Below are 13,133 nucleotides of genomic sequence, written 5' to 3' on the forward strand. Positions count from 1 at the left end.
GCACGCCATGTCCAGGCTTGCGGTGCTGGGCGGGGCACGGGCCGTGCCCGCGGGCGCGGTCGCGCCGCGGTGGCCGGTCGTCACCGACGCGGAGCGCGCGGCCGTACTCGGCGTCGTCGACTCGGGGCGGTTCACCGTCGCCGCGGCCGGCGAGCAGGAGATCCCGGCACTGGAACGGGAGTGGGCGGACCGGGTCGGCGTCGGGCACTGCGTGGCCGTGTCCAACGGCACGGTGGGGCTGTCGATCGCCCTCGCCGCGGCCGGCGTCGGACCGGGCGACGAGGTCGTGGTGCCGGCGCTGAGCTTCGTCGGCACCGCCCTCGCCGTGGTGCATCTGGGCGCCTTGCCGGTCTTCGCCGACGTCGACCCGGTCTCGTTCAACCTCGACCCGGCCGCCCTGCGGGCCGCGCTGTCGGACCGCACGGCCGCCGTGGTGCCGGTACACCTGCACGGCCTGCCCGCCGACATGGACGAGTTGGGCGCCGTCGCCGCGCAGCGCCGCATCGCCGTCGTGGAGGACGCGGCGCAGGCGCACGGCGTGGCGTACCGCGGCCGCTGCACCGGCTCGCTCGGCGACCTGGCCGCGTTCAGCCTCAACGCCTCGAAGAACCTGCCCACGTGCGGCGAGGGCGGCCTGGTCACGACCGACGACGACCGGCTCGCCGAGCGCGCCGTGCTGCTGCGGCAGTTCGGTGAGCGGCTGCCGGCCCGGGGCGAGCGGCCCTACCGTTCGGAGGTCGCCGGCTGGAACGGCAAGATCAACGCGGTACAGGCGGCGTTCACCCGGGCCCAGCTGGCCCACCTCGACGGGTGGGCTCGGGCGCGTGAGCGCAACGTCCGGGCGTTCCTCGACCGGGTGGCGGCCATCCCCGGGCTCGTCGCACCGGCGGTGCCCGGCGACCGCGAGCACGGCTGGCACATCCTGCGCTTCCGGCTGCGCCCGGAGGCGTTCGACCTGCCGGAGACCGCCGCCGGTGCGCTGCGGGCGGCGTTCTGCCGGGTGCTGCAGAGCGAGGGGGTGCCGGTCTCGCGATACCAGAGCATGCCCCTGTCGCGTCAGCCGCTCTTCGCCGATGGCGGGCCGGCCTGCCGCCGCACCGACGTCCCGGTGACCGAGGCGGTCGTCGCCGACTCCTTCGTGCTGCAGCGGGCCCACCTCCACCCCGACGCGGGCCCCCTGCTGGACCGCTTCGCCGACGCGCTGGAGAAGGTCTGGGAGCACCGCGAGACGTTGACGGTGCTGGCCCGCGCCCAGCATCGCGAGGAACGGCGCCGGGTGGCGGCGTGACCGGGTCCGTCATCATGCTGTGGAGCGTCCCGCGCTCGCGCTCGACCGCGTTCTTCCGGATGATGCTGCAGCGCGGCGACCACGTCTGCGTCCATGAGCCGTTCTCGACCCTGGCCGAGCACGGCGCGGTCGACGTCGCGGGCCGAATCGCGCACGACGAGGCCGGGGTCATCGCGGCGCTGCGCGAGCTGGCCGAGCGGGCGCCGGTGTTCGTCAAGGACACCACCGACGCCCGCTACCCGATGGTCCTCGCCGACGACGCGTTCCTGGGCGGCCTGGCCCGTAACGCGTTTCTGATCCGCCGCCCGGCCGAGACCATCCCGTCGTACTTCGCCGTGAACCCCGAGGTGCGGCAGGAGCAGATCGGCTTCACCCACCTGTGGGAGCTGTTCGACCGTGTCCGCGAGCTGACCGGCGCGACACCGCCGGTCTTCGACTCCGAGGACCTCGTCGCCGCGCCGCGGGCCACCGTCGAACGGTTCTGCGCACTGTTCGGGCTGCCGTTTCTGCCGGAGGCGATGACGTGGCCGGCGGGCGACCGGCCGGAGTGGCAGGCGACCCGCCGCTGGCACGCCGACGTCGCGCGGAGCACCACGCTCGCGCGCCGGCCGGCCGGCCACGACGTCGGCCTCGACGCCGCGCCGCAGCTGGCCGCCTACCTGGCGCACCACGAGCCGGTGTACCGCCACCTGCACCGGCACCGGATCCAGCCGACGGGCGCGCGGACGTGAGCGGGCCGGCGGTGGCGCTGCTGGCCTCCACCATCCGCGTCGAGGAGAAGCTGATCATGGCGGCACTGTCGCGCCGGGACCTCGCCTGCACCCGGGTGGACCCGCGCCGGTTGCGGTTCACCGCCGACGGACCCGGGCCGCCGTGGTCGCTCGCGCTCAACCGGGAGATCAGCCAGAGCCGGGCCGAGTACGCCGCCGAGGCGCTGGAGGCGTGCGGTGTCGTCAGCGTCAACAGCGCCGCCGCCATCGGTACCTGCGGCGACAAGTGGCGCACGTCGCTGGCGCTGAGCGAGCGGGGCCTGCCCACGCCGCGCACGGTGCTGGCGCTGACCCCGCAGGCGGCGCTCGACGCCCTCGACGAGCTGGGCTATCCGGCCGTCATCAAGCCGCTCGTCGGGTCGTGGGGCCGCCTCGTCGGCCGGCTGACCGGGCGCGACACGGCGGCGACCGTCCTGGAGCATGTCGCCGCGCTGCCCTCGCCGCGCTCACACGTCGTGTACCTGCAGGAGCAGATCACGCAGGTGCGCCGCGACCTGCGGGTGATCGTCGTCGGCGACGAGGCCGTCGGTGTCACCTGGCGCCGCGCCGAGGGCTGGCGGGCCAACGTCGCGACCGGCGCGCACAGCGTCCGCTGCCTGCTCACCGCGCCGATCAGCGAGCTGGCCGTCGCCGCCGCCGAGGCGGTCGGGGCCGAGGTGGCCGGCGTGGACCTCCTGGAGGACCGCGCCGGCGGCCTGTACGTGCTCGAGGTCAACCACCGCGTCGAGTTCGCCGGCTTCCAGGCCGCCCACGGCGACCGCGTCGACGTCGCCGAGCGGATCGTCGACCATCTCGTGCGGCGGGCCGGCGAATGATCCGCGCCGCGATCATCGGCGCCGCCGGCTACGTCGGCGGTGAGCTGCTGCGCCTGCTCCTCGGGCACCCCGACGTGACCGTGACGGCCGCCGTCTCGGCGAGCTCGGCCGGGCGGCGCGTCGACGGCGTGCACCCCAACCTGCGCTCGCTCACCGACCTGACGTTCTGCGACTTCGACCGGCTCGGCCCGTGCGACGTGCTGTTCCACGCCGGCGGGCACCGGGCCGGCATGGCGGTGCTGCCCGGGCTGCTCGGCCACGGCGCCGTGCTCGTCGACCTCTCCGGCGACTTCCGCCTCGCCGACCCCGCGCTCTACGAGCGGTGGTACGGCGTCGCGCACGGGGCACCGCAGCTGCTGCCCACGTTCGTGCGCGGCCTGCCCGAGACGCACCGCAAAGGGCTGGCGCAGGCCGACCGGATCAGCGTGCCCGGCTGCATGGCGACCGCGGCGATCCTCGCGCTGCACCCGCTCACCGCGGCAGGGCTCGTCGCCGGCCCGGTCTGGGTCGACGCCCGCACCGGCTCCAGCGGCTCCGGCGGGCGGCCCGGTGAGGGCAACGTGCACGCCGAGCGGGCCGGCGCGATGCGGGTCTTCGCCCCGTCCGGGCACCGGCACGAGGCGGAGGTCGCCGAGGCGACCGGCGCCGAGGTGCGCATGTCGGTGACCGGGGTCGAGGCGGTCCGCGGCGTGCAGGTGCTGTGCCGGGTACGGCTGGTCGAGGGCGCCGACGAGCGGCTCGTGCGGGACACGTACCGGCTGCGCTACGCCGACGAGCCGTTCGTGCGGGTCGTCGCCCACCGGCGCGGCCTGTACCGGCTGCCGGAGCCGAAGATCCTCGCCGGGTCGAACTTCTGCGACGTCGGCTTCGCCCTCGGCGCGGACGGCCGGGAGGCGCTGCTCGTCGCGGCGCTCGACAACCTCGTCAAGGGCGGGGCCGGCAACGCCGTGCAGTGCATGAACATCCGGTTCGGGCGGCCCGAGCGGCGTGGCCTGGACTTCCCCGGCCTCCACCCGAACTGATCCCACCCGTCCAGCCCGTGCCCGGGAGGAGGCCGATGTCGGACATCATCGTGGTGAAGTGCGGCGGCACGGCCGCTGTCGACCCCGCCGCCGTCTGCGCCGACGTCGCGGCGGTCGCCGCCGCCGGCCGGCGGCTCGTGCTGGTCCACGGCGGCTCCGCGCAGATCGACGCGCTCGCCGCGCGGCTGGGCGTCGTGCAGCGGCGCATCACCGCGCCGGACGGCTCGTCGGCCCGCTACACCGACCCGGCGACGATCGAGGTGGTCCTGCTGGCCCTCGCGGGCTCGGTCAAGCCGCGTCTCGTCGCCGCGCTGGCCGGCGCCGGGGTACCGGCGGTCGGGCTCACCGGCCTGGACGCCGGGCTCCTCGTAGCCCGCCGCAACGGGCCGCACCGCGCCGTGGTCGACGGGCGGACCCGGCTGGTGCGCGACAACCACACCGGCCGGATCGTCGAGGTCCGCGCCGGGCTGCTGCGGACGCTGCTGGACGCCGGCGCCGTGCCGGTGGTGTCGCCGCCCGCCCGCGGCCTGGACGGCGCGCCGGTCAACGTCGACGCCGACCGGGCCGCGGCCGCCATCGCCGGCGCGCTCGGTGCGCGCAGCCTGCTGCTGCTCACCGGCGCGCCGGGAGTGCTGGCCGACCCGGCCGACGAGCGGACGGTCCGCGGCGTCGTGGCGCTGACGCCGGACGGTGCCCCGCCGGCGGGCGTGGGCGGCGGCGCGACCGTAAAGCTGCTCGCCGCGCGGGACGCGCTGCGCGCCGGCGTGCCACACGTGATGGTTGCGGACGGGCGCCGCCCCCGCGCGGTGCGGGCCGCCCTCGACGGCGTCGGCACGCGGGTGTGCCTGGCCGGCGCGGCGGTGCCGGAGTGACCCCGCACGCGGCCGAGCGGCTGCTGCACGAGATGGTGCGGATCCCGTCGCCGTCCGGCGACGAGGAGCGGCTGGCCCGCTTCGTGGTCACGCGGATGCGCACGCTCGGCTTCACCGCACGCGTCGACGCGGCCGGCAACGCGGTCGGCGAGCTCGACCGCGGCGACGGGCCCACCGTCATGCTCCTCGGCCACCTCGACACGGCCGGCGATCCGGTCCCCGTGCGCCTCGAGGACGGCCGCCTGTACGGCCGGGGCACCGTCGACGCCAAGGGCCCCCTCGCCGCGATGATCAGCGCCGCCGCCCAGGCAGGCGGGGCGCGCGGGCGGATCGTCGTCGTCGGCGCCGTTGAGGAGGAGCTGCCCAGCTCCCGCGGCGCCCGGCTGGTCGGCAGCAGCCACCCGCCGCCGTCGGCGCTCGTCGTCGGCGAGCCGAGCGGCTGGTCGACGGTCGTGCTGGGGTACAAGGGCAAGCTCGACCTGCGGTACCGCGTGACGTGCCCGGCGGGCCACCCGACGCGCCCCGGGATGAAGGCGGTGGAGCTCGCCGCCGCCGCGTGGGAGACGCTCAACGCGCTCGCCGGCACGCCCGACGGGCACACCGCGTTCGACCGGCCCGCGACGACGCTGTGCTCGCTGCGCGGCGACCTGACCGAGGCCGTGGCCGAGTTCACGGTACGCAGCCCGCTCGGCTTCGACGCCGACGCGCTCGTCGCCGAGCTGCGCCGCCGCCTGCCGGCCGGGCGGCTGGAGATCCGCGGCAGCGTGGCGGCGTGCCGCGTCGAGCGGCGCGACCCGGCGGTGCGGGCCCTGGTGGGCGGGGTACGCGCGCAGGGCGGCACGGCCGGGTACAAGGTGAAGACCGCGACCTCCGACATGAACACGCTGGCGGAGTACTGGAACGTGCCGATGGCGTGCTACGGGCCGGGCGACAGCCGGCTCGACCACAGCGCCGACGAGCACCTCGAGCTGGCCGAGTACCACCGGGCGATCGCGACCCTGCGCTGGGCCGTCGAGCGCCTCACCACCGCACCGGCGACCGGGAGCAGATGATGAGCGTTGTTCCGCCACCACGAGCCGACACCGCCGCGGTGCGGGTGCGCCGGCGCATCGTGCAGATGTGCGGGCACGGCCGCGGCGGCCATCTCGGCGGCTCGATGTCGCTGGTGGAGATCCTGCTGACGCTGTACCAGGACGTCATGCGGGTCGATCCGACGCGCCCCGACGACCCGGACCGGGACATCCTGCTGCTGAGCAAGGGCCACGGTGCGATCGGGCTGTACGCGGTGCTCGCCGAGTGCGGCTTCCTGCCCGAGTCGGCGATCGCCGCGTACGGCCGGCCCGGCGGCACGCTGCTCGCGCACCCGGTCCCCGGCACGGCGGGGGTCGAGGCCCCGACCGGCGCGCTGGGCCACGGGCTGCCGCTCGGGGTCGGGTACGCGCTGGCGATGCGGCTCGACGGGGCCGAGCGCCGCTGCTTCGTCGTGCTCGGCGACGGCGAGCTGCAGGAGGGCTCGGTGTGGGAGGCGGCGATGGCGGCGGCCGCGCACCGGCTCGACCGGATCGTCGCCGTCGTCGACCGCAACGGCCTGCAGATCACCGGCCCGACCGAGGAGGTGCTGGCGCTGGAGCCGCTCGCGGCGAAGTGGGCGAGCTTCGGCTGGACGGTGCGCACCGTCGACGGCCACGACCGCAACCAGCTGCGGGCCGCGCTGTCGGAGCCGCCGGAGCCCGGACGGCCGACCGTCGTGATCGCCGTCACGGTCAAGGGCAAGGGCCTGCCGTACGTCGAGAACCAGGTCCACAGCCACTACGCTCGGCTCGGGGAGCGTCAGCTGGCCCGGGCGATGGCGGCCCTGGAGCGGGGCGACCAGGCGGTGCGGCCGTGAGCGGCACGGGCCCGCCGGACCGCCCGGCCCGCGAGGTGTGCGCGGAGCTGGTGGCCGAGTTGATGCTCGCCGACGAGCGCCTGGTGTGCCTGGACAGCGACACCGGGCAGTTCGCGCGGGTCGACTTCGGCGCCGCCGCCGACCGGTACGTCAACCTGGGCATCGCCGAGCAGAACCTGCTGGGGGCCGCGGCGGGCCTGGCGCGGGCGGGCCGGATCCCGATCGTGCACACGATGGCGACGTTCGCCGCCACCCGCGCGCTGGAGGCGGTGAAGATCGACGTCGCCTTCGGTGGGCTGCCGGTGCACATCGTCGCGACCCACGGCGGGCTCTCCGCCGGCAGCCTCGGCCCGAGCCACCACGCGCTGGAGGACGTCGCGGTCCTGCGGACCCTGCCGAACCTGCGCGTCGTCGTGCCGGCCGACGCGGCCGACGCCGCCTGCCTGCTGCGCCAGTGCCTCGCCGGCCCGGGCCCGAGCTACCTGCGGCTCGGGCGGGAGGCCACCCCGCGGCTGCCGCCGCGTTTGCCGCCGGTGCGGCTCGGCCGGGCCCAGGTGCTGCGGCCGGTCGGCGGGGACGTCACCATCGTGGGCTGCGGGCCGCACCCGGTCCGGCTGGCGATGGAGGCGGCCGACGCGCTCGCCGCCTGCGGCATCGCCGCGACGGTGCTCGACATGCACACGGTCAAGCCCCTCGACGTGGCGGCGCTGACCGCCGCGGCCGGCAACGGCACCGTGCTCACCGTCGAGGACCACTGGGCGGCCGGCGGCCTCGGCTCCGCCGTCGCCGAGTGCCTCGCCGAGCGGGGCATCGCCCGGGTCCGGCGGATCGGCGCGCCGGACCGGTTCTTCCCGTTCGCCGGCGAGCACGGGGACCTGCTCGAGCGGGCCGGTGTGACGGTGGACCGGGTGGTGGCGACGGCGCGCGCGATGCTCGCCGAGGCGCCGCGCCGGCCGTAGCGGGCCGACGCGGCCCCGCTCAGCTCCGCGCGGCCGACCGGAGCACGCCCGGCCCGCCGAGCACGACGGTCTCGGCGGCGGCGCGGTGGTAGCACCGGCTGATCGCCGCGGCCCGGGTGACGCCGTAGGCGCCGTGGAGCTGGACCCCTTCCGCCGTCACGTCCCGGGCCAGCTCCGCGACGAGCGCGAGTACCGCCGCGGACCGCCGGGGCTCGGGCACCCGTCCGGCGTCGTGCTCGGCGGCGCGGGCCCGCACCAGGACCCGCGCGGCGTGCAGCCGGGCGGCCAGCGCCGCCAGACGGAACGACACGTGCTGGAAGGTGGCGATCGGCTGCCCGAACTGCCGCCGGGTCTTGGCGTGGGCGAGGGTCAGGTCGAACGCATGCGTGGACAGGCCGAGCAGGTACCCGCACTGCCGCAGCCGCAGCCGCTCGACCAGCGCCGCGTGGGCCGGCGACCCGACCTCGCACAGGACACCGCCCGGCTCCACGGCCGCCCGCTCGAACGCCACGGCGAACAGCTCCTCGTGCCCGAGCGCGCCGCGGTGGCGCGGCCGCACGCCCGGCTGGTCGCGCCGCACGGCGACGAGCACCGGCCCGGCCGGCGTGCGCGCCGGCACGACGAGCACGTCGGCGACGTCGGCGTGCGCCACGAGCGCCACGGCACCGCTGAGCGCGCCGCCGTCGAGCGCCGGGACGCCGGCCGGGTCGTCCGCGGTGAGGTCGCTCGCCACGGCCGCCGTGACGGTGCCGCCGGCCACCGCGAGGGCGAGCGGCCAGCCGCTGCCGGCGGGGCCGTCCGCCGCCGCGGCCTCCGCGACCGCGACGGTCGCCAGGTACGGCCCGCGCACCAGGACCCGGCCGAGCTCCTCCGCCACGACGAGCGACTCGACGACGCCGTGGCCTGTGCCGCCCGCCGCCGCCGGCAGCGTCAGCCCGACCGTGCCGCTGCGCACCAGCGCCTGCCACGCCGCGACCGGGTCGGTGCGCATAGCGCCGTCCGGCGCGCCGGGCCCGGCCGCGCGGGTCTCGGCGGCGAAGGCGGTCTCGACGAACCGCCGCAGCCGCCGGCGGAAGGCGGCGTCGGGGTCGTCGAGCGGTACGGGCGACGCGTCCCCGATCTGCACGCGCAGGTGCCCGGTCGCCACGGCGTACAGCATGATCTCCGACGTGCCGGCGGAGAGGGTGAGGCCCGGGCACTCCCGGTACTGCTCGTCGGCGCCGGGCCCGGCGTGCGTCTCGGCGGACGGGGAGGCGGCGGCGCCGGAGGCGGCCTCCACGTCCAGCGCGAGGCGGGCGATCGGCCGGCCCAGCTCGGTGTTGTACCACTTGGCGATGGCCGCGCTGGCGCCGTCGAGCTCCTGGCGCTCCTGCTTGCCGATCATCTGCCAGGCGAGGTGGCCGCCCGCCTCGACCTGCGCGTCGAGGACCGCGGCGACCCCGGCGAACCAGGGCTCACGGTCGACGCCGAGCGCCGCCGCGCGGGCGCCGACCGCATCGAGCCAATGGCGCATCTTCAGGTGCGCCTCGAAGCCGGTGCGCTCGATGGACAGCGCGGTGTTCAGCAGCGACCACGCCTCGCCGGGCGGGCCGATCACATGGTCGTCGGGCACGAACACCCCGTCGAGCACCACCGTGCTGAACGGCGCCTCGCCGAGGTTGGGCTCCGGCCGCACGGTGACGCCGCCGGCCCGCAGCGGTACCCAGAACAGGGTGATCCCGGCGTGCGCCGGCCGCGGGCCGCCGGCCTCGTCATCGGTCCGGTCATAGGTCTTGTCGCCGGTCTCGGCCAGCCGCGCGGCGACGAGGGCGTAACCGGCGTGCTCGGTGGCCTGACTGTAGGTCTTGCGGCCGTGGAGGCGGTAGCCGCCCTCGACACGCTCGGCCCGGCTGGACAGGGAGGCGAGGTCCGACCCGGTGTCCGGCTCGCTGTACAGCGTGCACGACGTGAGGTCGCCGGCCGCGAGCAGCGGCAGGAAGTGCCGGTTGACCGTGTCGTTGCCCGCCAGCAGCAGGCAGGTGCCGACGTAGCAGACCGACACGACGAACAGCAGGTCGGGCACGCCGTTGCGGACCAGCTCGCGGTGCACGATCGCGGTCTCGACCGGGCCGAGGCCGAGGCCGCCGTATTCCCGCGGCCAGCCCGGCGCGAGCCATCCGCGGGCGCCGAGCAGCCGGTGCAGCGAACCGAGCGCCTCGGCGCGGGCGGGGCCCTCGGCGGCGGCCCGCGCGACGAGCGGCCGCCCGGCCGGCCCGGTGAGCAGTGCGCGTACATCCTGCTCGAACGCCAGCCGCTGCGCGGTGAACGGATCCGATTCGTCCATTGTGGACGGCTGTGCGGTGGACGTTGTGGTGCTCACGGCTCACCTGCCCCGTCGGCGGCCAGCCGGGCGACCTCGTCGTCGGAGAGCGCCTCGAGGCGGGCGATGAGCAGCTCCTCGACATGCCCGGCGAGCCGCGCCACGGTCCGCAGGGCGAACAACTGCTCGACGGTGACGGCGACCCCGAAGCGGTCGTGGAGCCGGGCGGTGAGCTGCGTGGCGAGCAGCGAGTGCCCGCCGAGGTCGAGGAACGCGTCGTGGATGCCGATCGGCTGGGCGCCCAGCAGCTCCGTCCACAGCTCCACCAGCGCCCGCTCCAGGTCGCTCCCGGGCGGCGTCACCACCCGCCCGGGGTCGTCCGGCGGCGGCGCGACAGCGGCGGGCGGTGCCACGGCGCCGGGTTCGGCGGTGGATGCCGCCGCGGTGGGCACGGGCAGCGCGCCCGGGCGATGCTCGACCCAGTAGCGGCGCCGCTGGAACGGGTACGTCGGCAGCGGCACCCGGCGGCGCCGAGCCGTCCCGTGGTACGCCCGCCAGTCGACCGGCACCCCCGCGCTCCAGAGCCGGGCGAGCGCGTCGGACACGGCGGAGCCGCCGATCGTGGCCGCGTCCGTGGCCGGCAGCGTGGCCACCACCACCGGCCGGTGCTCGCCGTCGTGGCCCGCCGCCAGGGCGCCGAGCGCGTCGCCCGGGCCCACCTCCAGCAGCACCCGCGGGCCGTCGGCCAGCAGCGTCCGCACACCGTCGGCGAAGCGGACGGTGCCGCGCAGCTGCCGCGCCCAGTACGCCGGGTCCGTCGCCTCGTCCTTGCCGATCCAGCCGCCCGTCACGTTGGACACGTACGGCAGCTGCGGCGCCCGCCGCGGCAACGCCGCCACGATCGCGGTGAACGCGTCGAGCACCGGGTCGAGGACCGGCGAGTGGAAGGCGTGCGAGGTGTGCAGCCGCCGCGCCGGCACCCCGCGGGCGGCGAGCGCGGCCGCGACGGCCTCGACGGCCTCGACCGGGCCCGACAGCACGCCGACCCGCGGGCCGTTCACCGCGGCGACCGCGAGCCCGTCGCCGGCCGCGGCCAGCTCGGCGAGCTCCGCGGCGGGCAGCGCCACGCTGAGCATCGCGCCCGGTGGCAGCTGGGCGACGAGCCGGCCCCGGGCGGCGACCAGTTCGAGGGCGTCCTTGAGGTCGAAGACGCCGGCGAGGCAGGCCGCGACGTACTCGCCGATGCTGTGCCCGATCATCGCCTCGGGCCGCACGCCCCAGGACATCCACAGCTGGGCCAGTGCGTACTCGACCGTGAACAGCGCCGGCTGGGCCAGCGCCGTGTCCCGCAGGTCCCCCGCGCCGTGCAGCAGCGCGTCGCGCAGGTCGACGCCCAGCGGCGCCCGCAGCAGGCCCGCGCACTCGTCGACGATCTCGCGCACGAGCGGCTCCCGCGCGTACAGGCCGGCGGCCATTCCGGCCCGCTGCGCGCCCTGGCCGGGGAACATGAACACCACGCCGCGGTCGGTGTCGGGCACCGCGGACGGCCGCGGACCGGCGCCGTCCGGCGCCGCCAGCGCAGCGCACACGGCCGCGGCGGACTCCCCCACCACCGCCCGGCGGAACCGGTGCGCCCGGCGGCCGACCTGCAGCGTGTACGCGACGTCGGCGAGCGGCTGCTGGGGCGTGGCGACCAGGTGGGCGGCGAGGCGCTGCTCGGCCGCGGCGAGCGCGGCGGGCGACGCCGCCGACAGCACGATGACGTGCCGGTCGCGGCCGGGCCGGCCGGGACCGGGCGCCGGGGCCCGCGGCGGCTCCTGCAGCACGACATGCGCGTTGGTGCCGCCCATGCCGAACGAGCTCACCCCGGCCCGGCGGGGCCCGTGGCGGTGCGGCCAGGCGCGCGGCTCCCGGTGCACGGTGAAGCCCGCCTCCGCCAGCCGCGCTTGCGGGTTGGGCCGGTCGAAGTGCAGCGTGCCGGGCACGACGCCTTCGCGCAGCGCGAGGACGGCCTTGATGAGCCCGGAGACCCCGGCCGCCGCGTCGAGATGGCCGATGTTGGTCTTCACCGAGCCGAGCAGGCACTCCGGGGCGCCGCCGACGCGATCCATCGCCTCGGCGAGCGCGGCGACCTCGATGGGATCGCCGAGGCCGGTGCCGGTGCCGTGCGCCTCGACGTAGCCCACCGTGCCGGGCGCCACCCCGGCCGCGTCGAGCGCCTCGGCGACCACGTCGGCCTGGCCCCGGGCGCTGGGCGCGGTGTAGCCCGACTTGCCGGCGCCGTCGTTGTTCACCGCGGAGCCGAGGATCACCGCGTGGACGGTGTCGCCGTCGGCGAGCGCGTCGGCGAGCCGCTTGAGCACCACGACACCCGCCCCGTTGCCGGCGACGGTACCGCGGGCCGCGGCGTCGAACGCCCGGCAGTGCCCGTCGGGCGACATGATGCCCTGCGGCTCGTACCGGTACCCGCTGACCTGCGGCAGGCTCACCGCCACGCCCCCGGCCAGCACCATGTCGCACTCGCGGGCCAGCAGCGCCTGCGTGCCGAGGTGTACGGCGACCAGGGACGTGGAGCAGGCCGTCTGCACCGTGACCGCGGGCCCGCGCAGGTCCAGCTTGTGCGCGACCCGGGTGGTGAGGTGGTCCTTGTCGTTGGCCAGCAGGATGCGGTAGCCGCCGACCGACGCGACCAGCGCCGGGTCGGCGAGCAGGGCCAGCAGGTACGTGCTGATCGCCGACCCGGCGTAGACGCCGACATGACCGTCGTAGCGGGTGGTGTCGTACCCGGCGTGCTCGACGGCCTCCCACGCGCACTCCAGGAAGATGCGGTGCTGCGGGTCGAGGATCTCCGCGTCGCGGACGCCGAAGCCGAAGAACTCGGCGTCGAACAACTCCACGTCCTCGACCACCGCCCGGGCCGGCACGTACGCCGGGTCGCGCAGCTCGGCGTCGGCCACGCCCGCGGCCCGCAGCTGCGCCTCGGAGAAGAACGTCACCGCCTCCCGGCCCTCGCACAGGTTGCGCCACAGCTCGTCGACCGACCGGGCACCGGGGAACCGGCCGGCCATACCGATCACCGCGACCGCGGTACCGACCTCATCGCCGGATGTCGTCACGTGTCTCCTCGCTTCCCGTGTCGGCGGCGTGCCGGGTCATCGCCGCACGCCGCTGCGCGCCCCGGCCGCGGGCCCGCCGCAGGTCGGCGCCGTCCTGCGGCGGG

Annotated in this window: 10 protein-coding genes; 8 read left to right on the forward strand and 2 right to left on the reverse strand. The window is 76.8% G+C overall.

Translation table 11 applies throughout. From position 1 onward, the window contains the following. Window positions 1–7: 7 nt before the first annotated feature. From ABT297_RS14135 to ABT297_RS14170, 8 genes are read left to right on the forward strand one after another with little or no spacing between them, the layout of a single operon-like run. Window positions 8–1,288 carry a DegT/DnrJ/EryC1/StrS family aminotransferase gene (locus ABT297_RS14135; protein WP_350548713.1) on the forward strand — a complete coding sequence of 427 codons (1,281 nt, stop codon included), beginning with the start codon at window positions 8–10 and terminating at the stop codon, window positions 1,286–1,288. Next, complete coding sequence (locus ABT297_RS14140; RefSeq protein WP_350548715.1) at window positions 1,285–2,019, forward strand: sulfotransferase-like domain-containing protein; 735 nt, start codon at window positions 1,285–1,287, stop codon at window positions 2,017–2,019. Before ABT297_RS14135 ends, ABT297_RS14140 begins: the two co-directional genes overlap by 4 nt. Beyond that, the gene (locus ABT297_RS14145; RefSeq protein WP_350548717.1) at window positions 2,016–2,873 is read left to right on the forward strand and encodes a RimK family alpha-L-glutamate ligase; all 858 of its coding nucleotides are present in this window, start codon (window positions 2,016–2,018) and stop codon (window positions 2,871–2,873) included. The genes ABT297_RS14140 and ABT297_RS14145 overlap by 4 nt, the downstream gene beginning before the upstream one ends. After that, window positions 2,870–3,895, forward strand: a complete 1,026-nt coding sequence (argC, locus tag ABT297_RS14150; protein ID WP_350548719.1) for an N-acetyl-gamma-glutamyl-phosphate reductase — start codon at window positions 2,870–2,872, stop codon at window positions 3,893–3,895. Before ABT297_RS14145 ends, argC begins: the two co-directional genes overlap by 4 nt. A 35-nt stretch (window positions 3,896–3,930) precedes the next feature. Beyond that, window positions 3,931–4,767: a [LysW]-aminoadipate kinase gene (locus ABT297_RS14155; RefSeq protein ID WP_350548721.1), complete on the forward strand. Its 837-nt coding sequence runs from the start codon at window positions 3,931–3,933 to the stop codon at window positions 4,765–4,767. Next, entirely contained in the window at window positions 4,764–5,819 is a 1,056-nt protein-coding gene (locus ABT297_RS14160; protein ID WP_350548723.1) for a M20/M25/M40 family metallo-hydrolase, read from the forward strand. The genes ABT297_RS14155 and ABT297_RS14160 overlap by 4 nt, the downstream gene beginning before the upstream one ends. Continuing rightward, a complete protein-coding gene (locus tag ABT297_RS14165; RefSeq protein WP_350548725.1) occupies window positions 5,819–6,655 on the forward strand; it encodes a transketolase in 837 nt (278 codons plus the stop codon). The genes ABT297_RS14160 and ABT297_RS14165 overlap by 1 nt, the downstream gene beginning before the upstream one ends. Beyond that, complete coding sequence (locus ABT297_RS14170; RefSeq protein WP_350548727.1) at window positions 6,652–7,614, forward strand: transketolase family protein; 963 nt, start codon at window positions 6,652–6,654, stop codon at window positions 7,612–7,614. The genes ABT297_RS14165 and ABT297_RS14170 overlap by 4 nt, the downstream gene beginning before the upstream one ends. A 19-nt stretch (window positions 7,615–7,633) precedes the next feature. Here ABT297_RS14170 and ABT297_RS14175 read toward each other — a convergent pair whose 3' ends face one another. Continuing rightward, complete coding sequence (locus tag ABT297_RS14175; RefSeq protein WP_350548729.1) at window positions 7,634–9,973, reverse strand: acyl-CoA dehydrogenase family protein; 2,340 nt, start codon at window positions 9,971–9,973, stop codon at window positions 7,634–7,636. Further along, window positions 9,970–13,029 (reverse strand): type I polyketide synthase, encoded by a 3,060-nt coding sequence (locus ABT297_RS14180; RefSeq protein WP_350548731.1) that lies wholly within the window; start codon window positions 13,027–13,029, stop codon window positions 9,970–9,972. The genes ABT297_RS14175 and ABT297_RS14180 overlap by 4 nt, the downstream gene beginning before the upstream one ends. Window positions 13,030–13,133 lie beyond the last annotated feature (104 nt).

The sequence above is a fragment of the Dactylosporangium sp. NPDC000555 genome, from assembly GCF_040300025.1.
Classification (GTDB): Bacteria; Actinomycetota; Actinomycetes; order Mycobacteriales; family Micromonosporaceae; genus Dactylosporangium.